This window comes from Bacillus sp. Root920 (assembly GCF_001429445.1).
GTDB lineage: Bacteria > Bacillota > Bacilli > Bacillales > Bacillaceae > Bacillus > Bacillus safensis.
Window position 1 is genome coordinate 340389 of sequence record NZ_LMJV01000001.1, and the last position, 17734, is coordinate 358122.

16 protein-coding genes and 1 pseudogene are annotated in these 17734 nt (G+C 41.4%); 15 read left to right on the forward strand and 2 right to left on the reverse strand.

All coding sequences use genetic code 11. From position 1 onward, the window contains the following. Positions 1-61: 61 nt before the first annotated feature. Positions 62-874 (forward strand): sugar-phosphatase, encoded by an 813-nt coding sequence (gene yidA / locus ASE42_RS01390; RefSeq protein ID WP_024423947.1) that lies wholly within the window; start codon positions 62-64, stop codon positions 872-874. Between the two features lie 35 nt (positions 875-909). Here yidA and ASE42_RS01395 read toward each other — a convergent pair whose 3' ends face one another. Beyond that, positions 910-1917 carry a helix-turn-helix transcriptional regulator gene (locus ASE42_RS01395; protein WP_056765329.1) on the reverse strand — a complete coding sequence of 336 codons (1008 nt, stop codon included), beginning with the start codon at positions 1915-1917 and terminating at the stop codon, positions 910-912. Between the two features lie 129 nt (positions 1918-2046). Here ASE42_RS01395 and ASE42_RS01400 point away from each other — a divergent pair, with 129 nt between their 5' ends. Together ASE42_RS01400 and ASE42_RS01405 are read left to right on the forward strand one after the other, a co-directional pair. Beyond that, complete coding sequence (locus tag ASE42_RS01400) at positions 2047-2754, forward strand: class I SAM-dependent methyltransferase (RefSeq protein WP_056765330.1); 708 nt, start codon at positions 2047-2049, stop codon at positions 2752-2754. Next, a complete protein-coding gene (locus ASE42_RS01405; RefSeq protein ID WP_056765333.1) occupies positions 2751-3848 on the forward strand; it encodes a saccharopine dehydrogenase family protein in 1098 nt (365 codons plus the stop codon). The genes ASE42_RS01400 and ASE42_RS01405 overlap by 4 nt, the downstream gene beginning before the upstream one ends. A gap of 27 nt (positions 3849-3875) precedes the next feature. Here the strand turns inward: ASE42_RS01405 and ASE42_RS01410 are convergent, their stop codons facing one another. Next, entirely contained in the window at positions 3876-5699 is a 1824-nt protein-coding gene (locus ASE42_RS01410; protein ID WP_056765335.1) for an acyltransferase family protein, read from the reverse strand. A 285-nt stretch (positions 5700-5984) separates the two neighbouring features. Between ASE42_RS01410 and ASE42_RS01415 the strand changes: the two genes are divergently transcribed. The 12 genes and pseudogenes from ASE42_RS01415 to ASE42_RS01470 all read left to right on the forward strand — a co-directional run bounded on the left by ASE42_RS01415 (position 5985) and on the right by ASE42_RS01470 (position 17718). Beyond that, the gene (locus ASE42_RS01415; RefSeq protein WP_162253743.1) at positions 5985-6788 is read left to right on the forward strand and encodes a S8 family peptidase; all 804 of its coding nucleotides are present in this window, start codon (positions 5985-5987) and stop codon (positions 6786-6788) included. Positions 6789-6844: 56 nt separating this feature from the next. Beyond that, positions 6845-7636 (forward strand): SAR2788 family putative toxin, encoded by a 792-nt coding sequence (locus tag ASE42_RS01420; protein WP_140352791.1) that lies wholly within the window; start codon positions 6845-6847, stop codon positions 7634-7636. A 25-nt stretch (positions 7637-7661) separates the two neighbouring features. Continuing rightward, positions 7662-8123 (forward strand): hypothetical protein, encoded by a 462-nt coding sequence (locus ASE42_RS01425; RefSeq protein WP_056765343.1) that lies wholly within the window; start codon positions 7662-7664, stop codon positions 8121-8123. Positions 8124-8240: 117 nt separating this feature from the next. Continuing rightward, positions 8241-9116, forward strand: coding sequence for an aldose 1-epimerase family protein (locus tag ASE42_RS01430; RefSeq protein ID WP_056765349.1), 876 nt, complete (start codon positions 8241-8243; stop codon positions 9114-9116). A gap of 59 nt (positions 9117-9175) precedes the next feature. Then, positions 9176-10120: a sugar-binding transcriptional regulator gene (locus ASE42_RS01435; RefSeq protein WP_056765350.1), complete on the forward strand. Its 945-nt coding sequence runs from the start codon at positions 9176-9178 to the stop codon at positions 10118-10120. An 84-nt stretch (positions 10121-10204) separates the two neighbouring features. Further along, positions 10205-10876: a deoxyribose-phosphate aldolase gene (gene deoC, locus ASE42_RS01440; protein WP_056765351.1), complete on the forward strand. Its 672-nt coding sequence runs from the start codon at positions 10205-10207 to the stop codon at positions 10874-10876. Between the two features lie 166 nt (positions 10877-11042). Then, positions 11043-12224, forward strand: coding sequence for a NupC/NupG family nucleoside CNT transporter (locus ASE42_RS01445; RefSeq protein ID WP_056765352.1), 1182 nt, complete (start codon positions 11043-11045; stop codon positions 12222-12224). 25 nt (positions 12225-12249) lie between these two features. Further along, positions 12250-13551 carry a pyrimidine-nucleoside phosphorylase gene (locus ASE42_RS01450; RefSeq protein WP_056765353.1) on the forward strand — a complete coding sequence of 434 codons (1302 nt, stop codon included), beginning with the start codon at positions 12250-12252 and terminating at the stop codon, positions 13549-13551. A 140-nt stretch (positions 13552-13691) separates the two neighbouring features. Beyond that, a pseudogene (locus ASE42_RS01455) lies at positions 13692-14176 on the forward strand (MarR family winged helix-turn-helix transcriptional regulator). A gap of 13 nt (positions 14177-14189) precedes the next feature. Next, on the forward strand, positions 14190-14828 hold the full coding sequence (locus ASE42_RS01460) for a nitroreductase family protein (protein ID WP_024427550.1): 639 nt from the start codon (positions 14190-14192) through the stop codon (positions 14826-14828). Between the two features lie 25 nt (positions 14829-14853). Further along, positions 14854-15147 (forward strand): putative quinol monooxygenase, encoded by a 294-nt coding sequence (locus tag ASE42_RS01465; protein WP_024423933.1) that lies wholly within the window; start codon positions 14854-14856, stop codon positions 15145-15147. A gap of 189 nt (positions 15148-15336) precedes the next feature. Next, positions 15337-17718 carry an immune inhibitor A domain-containing protein gene (locus ASE42_RS01470; protein WP_056765355.1) on the forward strand — a complete coding sequence of 794 codons (2382 nt, stop codon included), beginning with the start codon at positions 15337-15339 and terminating at the stop codon, positions 17716-17718. Positions 17719-17734 lie beyond the last annotated feature (16 nt).

Consider the following 17734-nt stretch of genomic DNA (forward strand, 5'->3'; position numbering starts at 1 on the left):
CATCGTAATGGTGGCTCAAAATAGTGACAGCACGTTTTTGCTGAGAAAAGGGGACCAGTGAATGTATAAATTAGTCGCAATTGATATGGATGGTACGTTATTAAATGATCAACATATGGTGCCGGATGAAGTGTTTGAAGCCATTCAACAGGCTAAGGCAGAAGGAATTAAAATTGTTTTATGTACAGGCCGGCCAATTGGCGGGGTAAATCGCTATTTAGCTGATCTTCAGCTTGATCAAGAGGGAGATTATGTGATCGCCTATAATGGAGCGCTTGTTCAAAACAGCCATACAAATGAAGTGGTGTCAGAGCTTACATTATCCTATGATGACTTAACTTCGTTATATGAATTGAGCCGTCAGCTGGACACGCCGATGCATTATTTCGATTCAGCCAATTTATACACACCGAATCGCGATATTAGTGAATACACAGTGCTTGAATCCTACTTAACAAAACTGCCGCTGAAATATATGCCTGTTGAAGAGGCAGATTCATCGATGAGACTTCCAAAAATGATGTATATTGATCAGCCAGAACGGTTGGAAAAAACGATACAAGCCATTCCATCTGAAGTGAAGGAAAAGTATATGATGGTAAAAAGTACAGATTTCTTCCTTGAAATCCTGCATCCTGATGTGAGTAAGGGAAATGCCGTGAAGCTTCTAGCGAAGGAGCTGGGAATTCCTCGTGAAGAAGTCATGGCTATTGGTGATAACGGGAACGACGTCTCAATGCTAGAGTTTGCGGGCTGCGGCGTCGCTATGGGAAATGCCATTGATGATGTCAAAGCCGTAGCTGATGTTGTAACAAAATCTAATAATGAAGCCGGAGTAGCACATGTCCTGCATGAGCTGGTTTTAGGAAAATAAGAAAAGAGCGGTCTGCCAGTGCGGTAGCCGCTTTTTTATATATTGGAGAAAAAGTAAACAAGCATACGTCTGCTGCTTAAATTCGTCTTTTGCAGCATCGCTTTCACATGATCATGAACGGTATGGGGTGAAATATATAACGTACTCGCAATATCCTTTGTCGACTGGCCCTTTAATAAGCAGTCGAGGACGTTCATCTCTCTTTCTGTCAGCCTGTACGTTTTCGCTGCATAAGGAAGAATATCATTTGTTTGGGCTCGTTTGACGTGAATCATGACAGCCTCCTCCTGCCTGTCAGACTGCGCCAATCGAAAGGCTTGAAGGGAAAGAAAGACTCCCGTAGGCATTCTTGTGATGCTTGCTGCTGTTTGATCGGTGCCGCCGTATAAAAGTTTAGCGCCTAATGCTCTGAATGGGCGGGGCATGACGGCTTGGTCATGGATTTGTTCAAAGGCTTGAAATGTACGAAGCCAATGGAGCCCTGTCTCATTTCCATAAAGAAGCTTGTAATGAGTTGAAAGAATGAGAAATCCTTGCTGCTCCGCCGCATCATCATCTTCAGTGTCTCTTTTTTTGAAAAGCTCATCTCTCAGCTTGGCTGCCAGTGCCGGTGTTAGATCGATGACTGCTTGTATATCTCGCTTCTGAAAAGGTTCCTTGCCCTTTTGACGATAAAGGCTGGCGATACCCCAGCATTCTCCTTGAATCACAAGGGCTGCCCGCAATTCATCAGACCAACCGTTAGGTAACAAAATATGCTGATAGCGCTCGCTGTTCAAATATGCCCCGCTTTGGATGAGACTCGCAGCATGATTAGGGCCTTTGGCTAGAATCTCATGCTGATGCACGTCCCTTTTTAAAAATTCATTTTGAAAGAGCTGGTCATGAATTTCTTCAATCGGTTCATCAGTGTAGGAACCTGTCGAGAGGAGAGTGGCTGGATCGATGGTTGTGATACAGACGGCATCAAAATCAATGACAGCAGCAAGCTCGTCCCGAATGTGCTGCCTTATCTGCTGAAAATGAGTGGCTGGATTGACCACATGATCTCCTCCTCAAAAACCCCCACTTTTAGGGATCGTTTTTTCTGGTGCCTCTTTTTACAATAAAGATGTCATATCGTTAGTGTACAGGAAACGATGGAAAGCGGAAAGGAACTGGAGGAGAATCATATGAAAGGAAACCAGCATTGGCACGACCCTGTTGCTGAATCATACGCAGCAACGATTTCACATAAAGTACCCGGCTATCACCTTTTGCATGAGTTATCAGTAGATGTATTAGAAACTGAAATAAAGGGAGCGGCCTCTCGTATTCTAACTGTCGGAGCGGGTGGGGGCGAAGAGATCATCAACATGCTTCAGAGAAAAGAAGACTGGCTCATCACAGGAGTCGATCCGTCTGCATCTATGCTGGATATGGCGAAACAGCGGGTTTCACAGCTCCATATGGAGGCGCGTGTCACCTGGTATGAGACCGCATTAAACAAGGTGTCTGCTGAAGCTGTATACGATGCCGCAGTGAGCCTGCTCGTGATTCATTTTGTAGAAAATCGGCTGCCATTTTTACAGGAGATTGCCCGAAGGCTTCAACCAGGGGCCCCGTTTGTACTCGCATTTATACAAGGAGAGATGAATTCCAGCGCATTTCAGCAGGAGCTTCATATGCTGTCTCTTTTCATGAAGCGGCAAGGTCTAGGAAAAGAAGTGTTTTCGTCCTTTCATGACAGGCTGGGACGTGCAACATATCCTGTGCCTGAGGAGGAGATGAGAGGACATTTAATTGAGGCGGGGTTTCGAGACATCAGACCTTATTTTCAGGCAGGAATGATCAAAGGGCTTGTTTGCAAGCGAGGTCGTAGAGAGGCGGATGAGAGATGAGATCACAGGTGATGGTAATTGGCGGCTATGGACATGTCGGACAGCAAATATGTCTTCAGTTAAGTGAAGTGTATCCAGGGCAAATTGTTGCGGCGGGCAGGAGCTATGAGAAGGCCGAACAATTTTCACAGCAGACAAAAAGAAGAGTCCGTCCTTACAAACTAGATGTTAGTCAGCCATTACATTCTGACTGGATGGATGAAACAAAGCTGGTGATCATGTGTCTCGACCAAGATGACACGTCATTTGCTGAAACCGTTCTGCGGGCAGGCATTGATTATATCGATATTTCTGCAAAGGGGGCGTATATGGAGCAAATGGCACAGCTGGATCAGCAGCAAATCAGTGCAACGGCTTTGCTCAGTGTAGGTCTCGCGCCCGGTCTTACAAATTTATTAGCTGCAAAAGCGGCATCTATGCTTTCATCAGTGGATCAAATAGATATTGGGATTATGCTTGGGTTGGGGGATCAGCATGGAAAAGCCGCGATTGAATGGACGATTGATCATGTCCATACTGAATATGAACTCACTGAACATGATCAGCGGAAAAGAGTGAAAAGCTTTACTGGAGGCAGACAAGTCAACTTTGGTGAACAGCTTGGAAAGCGGTATGCCTATCGATTCCCCTTCTCTGATCAACAGACATTGCCTTCCACACTTCATGTGCCATCTGTGACGACAAGGCTTTGTTTTGATTCACGTCTCGCGACGGGTGCATTGGCCTTCACAAGGAGCCTTGGACTGACGTCGTTCCTTACACTGCCGAAGATGAAGGACAGAGCCATTTCAATGATTCAATCTTCTCAAGTGGGAACAGATCAATATGCAGTCAAAGTGGAAGCAGCAGGGACGGATGGGAAAAAGGTTCATCATGCAGCGCTTGGTATAAAAGGACACGACGAGTCTCAAGCAACAGCTCAAGTCGCCTGTGCTGCGGCCCTGCATTTATTGAACAGGCGGTTTCAGTCAGGAGTTTTTCATATTGAACAATTATTTTCACTAGCATATGAGAACGGGCATTTTGCTTTGATGGATCAAAAAACAAAGGAAGAGCAGACATTAGCGATAAGGGCCAGCCTTTTGACAGCATAAAAAAAGACTAGCATTCTGCTAGTCTTTTTATGATGAAGTCGACACATCCCCTTTTTTCTTAATGCTTGCTGTGATGAGCTGTGTCAGTGTGTCAGAACCTTTTTTTGAAAGGTGGACACCATCGGACTGAAAATAGGATGGCTGTCCAGTAGCGGCTGAATGCCAATCGACCAAGGTAACATTTTGATCTTGATCGGCCACTCGCTGAATGACCGCATTCACATCATTTTCCCATGACCTTGGAACCCTCGTATTCACTAGGAAAATATGTGCCTTAGAAAAGTTTTGAATGAATGCTTTCAGCGTGTCCTCAGTAAAATAACCATTTGTACCAAGTTCAATGATAACAGCAGCATCAGATTGATTAAATGATTTGTATTGAGGGGCAATGCTGACGGCTTCGTTCATTTGTCTGCCAACTTTCCCATCGATGGTAATTTGTTTATATGCTTTTTCGAGATTCGGCGCAATGTCTAACATGACAGAATCACCAATGGCAAGAACTTGGTGAAATTGTTTTTGATCAGCTGCTTTTTTCTCGTGCTTTTCTTTCTTATTCTTCACTTTTGATTCCGGTGGTTCGGCTGTTTTTTTCGGTGCTGTCTTAATTTGCGTCACTTCCTTCACATGTGGGGAGGAAGTGGACGAGTTAGACATGCCAATGATAAATAAGATCAAAAGAGCTGCGGTGATCCCAAGGAACACCTTATTAGATGTAGACCACTGTTTGATTCCTTTTTTCCAAATAGACCAAGAGGAAAAATATTGTCTGAAGCCATGCTGGCGGATCGGCTGTTCGATGAAGCGATAGGAAGCCTCAGCAACTAGTAAAATGGCGATGAGCTGCAATGTGACACGCGCTATGGAAGGCTGTCCAATTTCAATGACCGGTGTGGTCAGTACGATAATGGGATAATGCCACAGGTAAATACCATAAGACCGTTTACCAAGCCAGACGAGCGGCTGAAACGACAGCCATTTTCCTATAAGACTTGCAGGGTGGCAAACGCACGCAATTAAGATGGCCGCATTCAGACAGAATAAAAGCATGCCGCCCTGATAGAGAAAGGCATCGAAATCGTCCACTGCATAAACACAAAGAAGGAAAATCGCAAACGAACCGAACCCGGCAATATGTAAAATACGTCTGCCAACAGGAAGTAATTTTTTGCTGGACAGTCTTTGCATAGGCCACACAAATGCCAGGGTGCATCCAATCAGGAGCGCAAATGCACGAGTATCTGTTCCATAATAAACCCTGCTTGGATCAGTATCTGGTGAATAAAGAATCGCCATCCATAAGGCAGAGACAAGTGCAAGTCCAAAGGTGATCATAGGCAGATGGGATCTGTTTTTTACCCATTTCAGCCCTGCAATCAACAGTACCGGCCAAATGATATAAAATTGCTCTTCTATTGCCAGAGACCACAAATTTTTCAGTGGAGATAGGGCATTGAAGCTATCAAAATATGAAAGCTGGTGAAAAATGTACCACCAGTTACTGACATAAAAAAAGGACGATATGGCATCGCCACGAATGGACAATAATGCGTTTGATCCAGCAATCGCGCACCAGCTGACGGTTATAAAAATCATGATGTAAGCGGCTGGAAGAAGCCTCCTAATCCGTCCCATCCAAAATGGCAAAAGCTCTTGATAGCCTAAATCCTGCTTATGTAACAAGATCGTTGTAATCAAGTAACCAGAAATGACAAAAAATAAATCAACGCCAAGAAACCCGCCGCTTGCGGGTCTGATATGTAAGTGATAAGCAATAACTGCCAATACAGCAACGGCTCTTAGTCCATCTAATCCTAAAATATAACGAAAACGATTTTCCTTGCTGTTCATGAAAATGAATCCCCCATCAATTGTAAAAGAACCTTTATTTAATAAAGGTTACTCATATATTGTATATATAATAGACGTCAACGCATAATATTTAGTTTGAATTTATTCAATAAATTTTTATTGTAAACCACCATATATTAATATATAACATTTTTGGTTTTATATTGACTCAAAACCATAATATAGAATAATATATGAAAAAAGGAGTGGTGTTGAATCAATAGTTTGATAAAAAGATTTTTGATAATATTAATAGTTCTTTTAATTTATTTTAAGTGTTTTGAATTGCACTCAAAAAATTTAAACTTCACTAATAATATTCATCAACAGATTCCATGGAGCATAAAGCTAACAAAAAAATATGTGGAAAATAATAGAGGAGGAGAAAGTGTACGAATAGCAATAATTGATAGTGGGATAGATGGGACTCACCCTGATTTGGTAGGTAAAGTTAAAAAAGGACTTAACACAATTGGTACAGGAGGAGAACAAGAGGACAGTTTAGGGCACGGTACTGCTGTAGCTGGAATAATCACAGCTAATGATAATGAAATTGGACTTGTGGGTATAACGCAGAATGTAGAGTTATATCCTGTTAAAATTCTAGATTCAAAAGGCAAGGGTTCAATAAAAAATTTTGTTAAAGCTGTTCAATGGTGTATTGATAATAAAATTGATGTTATCAATGCTAGTTTTGGATTAATGAAAGATGATCCATCTGTTAAGAAAATTATAGACAAAGCAATACAAAAAAACATAATTATAGTAGCTGCTGTTGGTAATAAGTATGGAAGGAAAATGGATTACCCAGCTGCTTATGAGAATGTTTTTTCTGTAACCGCTGTGGATAAGCATAAGAAGGTAGCTGAATTTTCATCTAAAGGAAATTACAATTTTGCTGCCCCTGGTGTGGATATACCAGTTCTAAAGCCTCATAACAACTATGCGATTGAAAGTGGTACCTCTTTAGCGAGTGCCCATATTACAGGTGTAGTAAGCTTAATTTTACAGTACCGGGAACGTTTTAATATTAATTCTGAAGAACGTTTAAACCAACAAATATATAAAGTTTTGAAAAAATGGTATTGATGATTATTTGAATAAAATTGTTTTTTAGAACAAGAAACTCGGAGGTTTAGTTTAGGATGAATAAAATAAGTAAGTTAATCTCAATTGTTATATGTCTATCGCTGGTTATAACTTTGTTTTTCCAATTTCCAAATAAAACAGAGGCTGTTACCACAAAAGATTTTCATGTTTTAGAAGATAGTAATGAAAAATATGTAATTTCACAGGAGCAAGACGGAGTAACTGGTATTCTAACTCTAAATAAAAAAACAACAGAAATCAGTTATCAAACTGAAGAAATTGGTAGTGAAGGTGAAAAGGTTTCAAAGGATTATGAAGTTGACTTGCAGACACTTTTAAATGATAATTTAGATGTTACATTTAAAGATACAAAAGATGATAAAAAATATGAAGTGAATTCTGAAGATATTCAAGCATCTTTTGCATTTGTTATCCCTATTGGTATTGCTATTGGGGCAGTTCTATTAGAACATTTATTAGCTTTGGGACTTGCAGTAACAGTAGTAGGTGTTACCTATATTGCTTATTCTGAATTTATAAAAAGGAAAGACAATAAACATAATCACTTTATTGCTTATCGAGACAAAGATAAACCTCATTTATTTATTGGAAAAGGCGTAAGTCGTGCAAACGCTGTAAAAAGATTAGCTCAGAAAAAAGATACATGGTCTACTTCCAAAAGCAATGCACAATCTATTGCTAAAGCAGCCAGTCCGATTGGAAAAGTAATAGGTGCAGAAATTGACAAAAAAGGAAAAAATAAACATTATCACTATCATCCAGTTTATAAATTAAAAGGTAAATATGAAAGAACAGGAGCACATGCTTTTTTTGGCGCCCCTAGATAAGAAATTGAGATAGAGGAGGTTTTCGATGATTGTTCTTAATCGTGAACCAAGAAAGAAGGAATACAATGCGCTCATCGATTTATGTTGTGAAGTATGTGATGAGTTCCAATTAGTTTTTAGAAAAGATTTTGCTGATTTTGCTGATTATCGTGAAATTCTAGATAAACTTTCACCATCTCTTAAAGAAATGAAGGAAGAGTCTGAATGGGCTACCACGATTCTAGGAGATGGTCAAACAGCATATGTTTATTATTATTATGCCAATGAACACACAAAAAATCTTTTGAAAGAACTTTCGAACTCTCTATACGGGTGGGTTCACCCTAATTTACTGGAGGATTTATCATTCTTCAAAAATGGGAAAGAGTGGATGGTTTCAAGCTCACATGAAGAGGAGAGCTATATTTTTCCTGAAAACGAAGAAGAAATTGAGAGTTTAAAACAAATCAAAGGTCTTAGATGGACTATAGAAGAAGATGATGAATAAGTAATTTAAACGGCTTTTCCCTAGAAGGGAGAAGTCTTTTTTATTCTAACTAACTCTTTTATACTCAAAACCAAAATCCCTGTCATAATAAAAGAAGAAGGAAAGGGGATGTATTGAATGAAAACGATTGAAAATGATCAGTTATTGGTTCAGATTCATGAAAAAGGAGCGGAAGTCAGGGAGGTGCTTGACAAGGAAAGCGGGCGTCACTATATGTGGTCTGGTGATCCAGCTTATTGGGGCAGGGTGTCGCCTGTCTTATTTCCGATTGTTGGGCGATTAATGAATGACCAATACAAGATTGACGATCAAACCTTTGAGCTCACGCAGCATGGTTTTTTACGTGATGTCAATTTTGATTTATATGAAGAAACGAAGCATACGGTGACCTTTCAATATGAATCAAGAGGCCGGCATGTGAAGCAATACCCGTATGAATTTACAGCGCGAATTCGTTATGAACTATTGGAAAATGGACTGAAGATTTCCTGGGAAATTGATCATGACGGAGAGGATACGATGTATTTCTCCATTGGAGGGCACCCAGCATTTCGTGTTCCTCTTGTTGAAGGCGAGCAAACAGCAGATTATTCACTCACATTGACACCTTCCACTGATCATCTCCCTGTGCAATATGAACTGCGGAATTCACTTGTCAGAGAGAAAGAAAAAGGTATTGAGCTTGAGTCGATCCAGCTTCGACCGGAGCTTTTTCAGCTTGATGCGATGATCTTTAGCCATATCAATCGAGTGTCATTGACTTCAGGTGCAGGTCACGGAGTTGAGGTCGATCTCACAGGCTTTCCTTTCGTTGGCATTTGGTCGCCTTATGATCAAGAAAAAGGAACGATGGCTCCTTTTGTTTGTATTGAGCCGTGGTATGGCATCGCCGATATGGAAGGGACGAATGGACAGTATAAAGAGAAGTTTGGGATTCAAACATTAGAAAAAAATGAGACCTTTCATGCCGCTTATACGATTTTCTTCAAATGAACATTTGTGCATGATGAGGTGAACAATTTGTTATGATAGAAGAAAAAGGGGGCGTATGAATGGATCGAGAGAAACAACAGCTGAGTATTGAAGCGGCAAGGCTTTACTATATGTCTGATTACAGCCAGCAGGAAATTGCCAAACAGCTCGACCTGTCGAGACCGACTGTATCTCGGCTGCTTCAATATGCGAAAGAGAAGGGGTACGTCCAGATTACGGTGATGGATCCGTTTGAGGATTTAAATGAGCTTTCTTCATTGCTCAAGGAAAAATATGACCTGCTCGAAGCTCATGTGGTGTTTTCGCCAAAGGACGACTATCCAACCATCACCGATTATTTGAGCCGATTTGGTGCAGATTACTTGCAAGAGACGGTGAAAGACGGTGATATCGTTGGCGTGAGCTGGGGAACGACTATGTATCAAATTGCACAAAAGATGCAACCTAAACAGGTAAAAGGTGTAGAGGTTGTCCAGCTCAAGGGCGGAATCAGCCACTCTCATGTGAATACATATTCGGCGGAAACCATCCAGCTGTTTGCTGAGGCCTTTCAAACAGCACCGCGTTATTTGCCGCTTCCTGTAGTATTTGATAGTGCTGCCGTCAAAGAGATGGTTGAGCAGGACAGACATATTCAGCGAATTATTGAAATGGGCAAGCAGGCGAATATCGCTGTGTTTACTGTTGGAACGGTAAGAGATGAAGCACTTTTGTTTAGACTAGGTTATTTCCGTGAAGAAGAAAAAGCGCTCCTCAAGGAATCCAGTGTCGGAGACATTTGCTCGCGTTTTTATGATCAAGATGGACGCATTTGCAGTGAAGCCATTAACAATCGCACAATTGGCGTAGAGCTAGATGATTTAAGGACAAAAGAACGATCCATTCTTGTCGCTGGCGGTCATCGAAAGGTGGCTTCTATACACGGTGCACTAAGAGGAAAATATGCGAATGTATTGATCATCGATCAGCACACAGCGAGGGCTCTTTTAAATGTCACAAAATAGATGAACAAAATTTCATAACTATGTTTACAATTGTTCACTCGTCATATATGATGAAAGTATCATAATTAAAAGGAAGTGTGAAGCATGACGATAGCAAAGCTCATTGATCATACAGCACTAAAACCAGATACAACTAGAGCTGCAATTATGCAGTTACTTGAAGAAGCAAAGACTCATCAATTTGCATCTGTTTGCGTAAACCCAACTTGGGTATCTCTAGCGTCGAAAGAACTAGCAGGAACAGGTGTTGATGTATGTACAGTCATCGGTTTCCCGTTAGGCGCAAACACAACAGCGGTGAAAGCATTCGAAACAAAGGATGCCATTGAAAACGGTGCAACAGAAGTGGACATGGTCATCAATGTTGCGGCATTGAAAGACGGCGAATATGATGTGGTTGAACAAGATATTCGTGCAGTTGTAGACGCAGCAAAAGGCAAAGCATTAGTGAAAGTCATTATTGAAACATGTTTACTGACTGATGAAGAAAAAGTCAAAGCCTGTGAGCTTTCAGTGAAAGCGGGCGCAGATTTTGTGAAAACATCGACTGGATTTAGTACAGGCGGTGCAACGGCTGAGGACATTGCATTAATGCGTAAAACAGTAGGGCCTGACTTCGGTGTGAAAGCATCAGGCGGCGTGAGAACAAAAGAAGACGTTGAGGCAATGACAGCTGCAGGTGCTACCCGTATTGGCGCAAGTGCAGGCGTTTCCATTATCAAAGGGGATCAATCAGCTCCTTCGAAAGACTATTAATTCATACGATCCTATGGTAGGATAACATTCATGACTCATAAATGATGAAAAAGTCATATGCGGAAGGAACTCACTTCTGGGAATTTCTTCCGCGTTTTGTTTGCGAAATAGGGTTTGTTCCATACAAGCGCATTAATGTAAACGAATTCATTCAAGGAGGAAAAACATGAAATACGTGATTGGTATCATCGGTTTGCTAGTGATTCTCGCCATTGCATGGCTAGCTAGTAATGGAAAAAAACGAGTGAAATTCCGTCCAGTAATTGTCATGATTGTACTGCAATTTATTTTAGGTTATATTCTGCTCAATACAGGTGTTGGAAACTTTCTAGTCGGAGGCTTTGCAAAAGGATTCCAAATGCTTCTAGGCTATGCCGGCGAAGGAATCAACTTTGTATTTGGCGGGTTAATGAATGATAAAGCGTCAACTTTCTTCATCAACGTCTTACTGCCGATCGTCTTTATCTCGGCGTTAATCGGTATCCTACAACATTGGCGTATTCTTCCGCTTATCGTACGCGGAATCGGATATTTGCTTAGTAAAGTAAACGGTATGGGGAAACTAGAATCTTACAACGCAGTAGCGTCTGCGATTTTAGGTCAATCAGAGGTCTTTATTTCTATTAAGAAACAGCTTGGATTATTACCTCAGCAGCGTCTTTATACGTTATGTGCATCTGCAATGTCGACGGTATCGATGTCGATTGTCGGTGCATACATGCAAATGATTAAACCAGAGTACGTGGTTACAGCACTTGTGCTGAACCTATTTGGTGGATTTATTATCGCATCAATCATCAATCCATATGAAGTGTCTAAGGACGAAGACATGCTTGAAGTCGTCGAGGAAGAAAGACAATCCTTCTTCGAAATGCTTGGCGAATACATTATGGATGGTTTCAAAGTAGCGATTGTTGTTGCTGCAATGTTGATTGGATTCGTTGCATTAATTGCGATGATTAACGGTATCTTTACAGCTGCCATCGGTGTTTCTTTCCAAGATGTACTTGGATATGTCTTTGCTCCATTTGCGTTCCTTGTCGGTGTTCCTTGGAGCGAAGCGGTACAAGCAGGAAGCATTATGGCGACCAAAATGGTATCTAACGAATTTGTGGCAATGCAAATTCTATCCGGTGATGCTTTCCAATTCACTGCTCGTACAGAAGCGATCATTTCTGTATTCCTTGTATCATTTGCGAACTTCTCTTCTATCGGCATCATTGCTGGAGCAGTTAAAGGCTTAAACGAAAAGCAAGGAAACGTAGTCGCACGCTTTGGATTAAAGCTGTTATTCGGTGCAACTCTTGTCAGCTTCTTAACAGCAGGCGTTGTCGGTTTGATTTACTAATTTAAAAAAAGGAATGGTGAAAACAATGAGAATGGTAGATATCATTGCGAAAAAACGTGACGGAAAAGAATTAACTTCAGAGGAAATTTCTTTCTTTGTCAAAGGTTATACGGACGGAACAATTCCTGACTACCAAGCAAGTGCCTTGGCTATGGCGATTTTCTTCCAAGATATGACGGATCAAGAACGTGCAGACTTAACACTCGCTATGGCGAACTCAGGAGATACAATTGACCTGTCTGCCATTGAAGGTATTAAAGTAGACAAGCACTCAACAGGCGGTGTAGGCGATACAACAACGCTTGTACTCGCTCCTCTTGTTGCGGCACTAGATGTACCTGTTGCGAAAATGTCTGGGCGCGGTCTTGGGCATACAGGCGGTACAGTGGACAAGCTTGAAGCGGTCAAAGGCTTCCACGTAGAAATTACAAAAGACGAATTCATCGAGCTCGTGAACCGTCATAAAGTAGCCGTTATTGGCCAATCAGGCAACCTGACACCAGCTGATAAAAAGCTGTATGCTCTTCGTGATGTGACAGGAACTGTTAACTCAATTCCGCTTATTGCAAGCTCCATTATGAGTAAGAAAATTGCTGCTGGTGCAGATGCGATTGTACTTGATGTGAAAACAGGTGCAGGTGCTTTCATGAAAACACCAGAAGACTCAGAAAAGCTTGCAAAAGCAATGGTTCGCATCGGAAACAACGTTGGCAGACAAACGATGGCGGTCATCTCTGACATGTCTCAGCCGCTAGGATTAGCGATTGGAAATTCCCTTGAAGTGAAAGAAGCGATTGACACACTCCGAGGCGAAGGTCCTGAAGACTTAAACGAGCTTGTGCTCACATTAGGAAGTCAAATGGTCGTTCTTGCGAAAAAAGCAGACACACTTGATGAAGCAAGAGAAAAGCTGATTGAAGTGATGAAAAACGGCAAAGCACTTGAGAAATTCAAGGAATTCTTAGAAAACCAAGGTGGAGACAGCTCAATTGTGGATCAGCCTGAAAAACTGCCGCAAGCACCTTACAAAATCGAAGTACCTGCAAAAGAATCAGGTGTCGTAGCTGAAATCGTCGCGGACGAAATCGGTGTTGCAGCGATGATCCTTGGAGCAGGACGCGCAACAAAAGAGGACGATATTGACCTATCTGTCGGCATCATGCTGAACAAAAAAGTGGGCGATCGTGTTGAAAAAGGAGATTCACTTGTGACTCTCCATGCGAATCGTGAAGATGTTGCAAATGTCATGGAGAAAGTTTATGACAACATCCGCATTGCTGATCATGCTGATGCACCAACTTTGATCCACACGGTCATTACTGAATAAAGAAAAAGGACAAAAGTGATTCGTCGCTTTTGTCTTTTTTTATGCTTGTCATTTTCTATTGAAATAAAAAAATTCACTTTATGAAACAAACCTCTTGCAATCATCAAACAATGGGTGTATATTAATTGACGAGTCAATGATTGATATATCAAGTAATTGATTTCTGAATAGAAAAGAGGGGATGGCATTGACTGCATTTTGCTCTGAAGAGGCAGAGGTATTATATCGTTTGCAGTGCGTGAACCGTATGATGGGCGTGAAGTTCGAAGCATGCACGGGCATCAGCCAATCAAGACTTGAGTTGCTATCGCTGTTATTCCAAGCCGATGAAATCAGCCAATCAGATTTGCAGAAAAAAGTAAATATTGATAGTGCAGCTGTGACGCGTCATTTAAAACAGCTAGAAACAAAAGGAATGGTCACACGCAGAAGAAAACCAGAAGATAATCGAGTCACACTTGTCCGCTTAACAGAAGAAGGCAGAACGAGAATCGAAGCTTCTAAAATAGAAAAAGAACGATTTATCTCAGAAATGCTTGAAAACGTAAGTGAAGAAGAACGAAGGCTTCTCACTGATGTGCTCATCCGTATACAACAAAACATCGAAAAGATTCAAACAACCTAAAGGAGTGTTACACATGGCTACAACATTAAAAACAAACGATTTTATGGAAATTATGAAAGGGCGCCGCTCTATTCGTAACTATGATCCATCTGTGAAAATCAGCAAAGAAGAAATGACAGAGATTTTAGAAGAAGCAACAACTGCACCATCATCAGTAAATGCACAGCCTTGGCGCTTCATGGTGATTGACAGCCCAGAAGGAAAAGAAAAGCTTGCACCACTTGCAAAATTCAACCAAACTCAAGTGTCAACATCAGCAGCTGTCATTGCAGTATTTGCAGATATGAAAAGCAATGAATACTTAGAAGAAATTTATTCAAAAGCAGTAGAGCATGGCTACATGCCGCAAGAAGTGAAAGAAAGACAAATTGCTGCATTAACTGCACACTTTGAGGTTCTTCCAGAACAAGTGAACCGCGAAACCATCTTAATTGACGGTGGGATTGTGTCTATGCAGCTTATGCTTGCTGCACGTGCACACGGTTATGATACAAATCCAATTGGCGGATATGATAAAGAAGTCATCGCTGAAACATTTGGATGGGATAAAGAACGTTATGTACCAGTCATGCTGCTATCAATTGGGAAAGCAGCCGACGAAGGCTATGCATCTTACCGCTTACCAGTTGATCGTATTGCTGAGTGGAAATAATATCTTTTCAAAAGGAGACGATCAAATGATTATTATTCATGCAGGGATGACCATTCATCCAGAAAAAGAAAACGTATTTTTAGAAGAAATCAATGAGTTAATGAAAGCTTCACAGGCTGAAGAAGGCAATGTTTCCTACAAGCTGTTCAAGGATACAGAAAAGGAAAATACCTTTTTAATGGTAGAAGTGTGGAAAGATGACGCTGCGGTTCAGAGCCATAATGCAAGTGCTCATTTCCAGGCTTTCGTAGCGAAGGCAAAAGAATTCTTAGCCGCTCCACTTGACGTGGTTGCCTTTCAAGGCCAGCAGCTTTCATAGAAAAACTACAAACACCCTAGGCGGTTATCGCCTAGGGTTCTTTTATTTTCGACATATGGTTCCACCCATTTCATTCACGTATTGTGCATTTTCCACAAAATTTCTGAAAATAAAATGTTTTTCGACTTAACTATATTGGAATATGCTAGAATTAGATATTATTTATTACCAAAATAGGGAGGAACCAATATGAAAAAAGGGAAATGGACGAAAATTGCACTAACCGCTGTCCTAAGTTTAGGCACATTGACAGCTTTCAGCACCCCTCTATCTGCCCACACCACAGAAAAATCAACATCCTCTGATGGCGGTCATTATTCAGGTATTCCATTTGACTCAAGTGTCGTGAATGAAGACCGTCTTGTCAAAGCCTTGAAAAAACAAGGAAAGATCAAAAAGAATGCCAATGAGGCAGAAACCCAAAAAGCATTAAAGAACTATCTAAAGAAAAAAGAAGAATCAGCAATGAAACAAAGTGCCAGCACCTTAACAGAAGAGCCTGAATTCCTGAAAGAGTACAAACAAGAGGTACATAACAAACTTGCCAAAAAGAAAAAATTAAAGAAGCATAAAGGAAAAGAAAGCAATCAAGTAAAACCGGTCAAAAAGGAAAAGTATAAAGGTGATGTCCGCAATGATAAAGTATTGGTTTTATTAGTAGATTTTAAAGATTATAAGCATAATAGTATTAAAAAAGAAGAGACTGATATGTACTATGACAAGTACGATCAACAGCACTATCAAGATATGCTTTTCGGAAAAAATGGCTACATCGGTCCAGATGGGAAACGGAAAGTATCCATGAAGCAATACTATGAAAAGCAGTCCGGCGGGAGTTACACAGTTAGTGGAACAGTTGCAGGATGGTATACAGCGAAGCATGAAGCAGCTTATTACGGCGGGAACGTACCTGACGATTCAGGCAGTGACGGCAGACCGCGCGAATTGGTGAAAGAAGCACTCGAAGCAGCAGCAAAAGATCCGAATATTGATCTAAGCGAGTATGATCAATGGGACCGCTATGATATTGATGGCGACGGTGTTTATAACGAGCCAGACGGTATCATTGACCATCTAATGGTCGTTCACGCCGGCGTAGGTGAAGAAGCAGGCGGCGGACAACTTGGTGCTGATGCGATTTGGTCACACCGCTGGTCACTTGGTGATGTATTTGAAATTCCGGATACTGAATCTGAAGTTGGTCAAGGCGGGAAATTAGGCGCGTTGGATTACACCATCGAGCCTGAAGATGGCGCAGCCGGTGTGTTCACACATGAATTCGGACATGATCTTGGTCTTCCTGACGAGTACGATACACAGTACACAGGCAGAGGAGAGCCCGTTTCTTACTGGTCGATCATGTCAAGCGGAAGCTGGGCAGGTAAAGTTCCTGGTACGGAACCAACAGGCTTTAGCCCATATGCGAAAGAAATGCTTCAAAATCTGCATGGAGGCAACTGGCTTTCTGGACAAACCATCGATGGTAAAACATTAAAGAAAAGCAAAACAGTATTAATTGATGAAGCAGCAACAAAAGGAACGAACCATGATGCCGTTCGAGTCGATTTACCAGATAAAGAGATTGTCGTCACGACACCTGCTCAAGGGAAATATTCGTACTTCAGCGGAACGGGTGACAATTTGAATGCAACCATGACGACAACAAGTATTGATTTGTCAAAAGGAAGCAAAGCAGAGCTGACATTTAAAGCATGGTACGATATTGAAGAAGATTATGATTATGCGTATGTCGAAGTGCGTGAAACAGGGACTGATCAATGGAAGACCATCGCGGGTAACATCACGAATGATCGAAATGAAGCAGGTGCAAACGAAGGCAATGGCATCGACGGAAAATCAGACGGCTGGGTAGATGCAGCCTTTGACCTGTCTGCTTATGCAGGGAAGAAAATCGACCTGCAATTCCGTTACACAACTGATGCAGGCTATTCACTTCCAGGCTTATTCGTAGATGACCTGAACATCACGGCAGATGGAACGAAAGTATGGTCAGATGATGCCGAGGACACGCCTACTTTTACCTTTAATGGATTCTCAAAATCTAATGGAAAACAATATGCAGCACAATACTATTTACTAGAGTGGCGCTCTTATGCTGATGTCGATAAAGGCTTAAAGCATATTAAACGCGGGGCAAGTCTGATGAGCTATAATAACGGGTTGGTCGTTTGGTATGTCGATCAATCATACAGTGATAACTGGGTAGGAAAACATCCGGGGAACGGCTTCCTTGGCGTAGTAGATGCAGATCAGCAAGTATTAAAATGGAGTGACGGTTCCATTGCCGCAACAGGGTTCCAAGTACATGATGCAGCATTCTCTTTGAATCCAAGTACGAAGCTGAATATAGATTATACAGCAACAACGGGCTTAACTTTGCAAGATCGCTACATTCGCCCGGCTCGTACATTTAGTGATAAAAAGAACTATGTGAATCCAAACAACCCAGATGCAGGACGCGATGTACCGACATATGGGTTATCCTTTAAAGTCGTTGGACAAAGTAAGGATCGTTCTGTTGGAAAGGTGTTAATTTCGAAAAGTAACTAAATAGAAAGCCGGATTC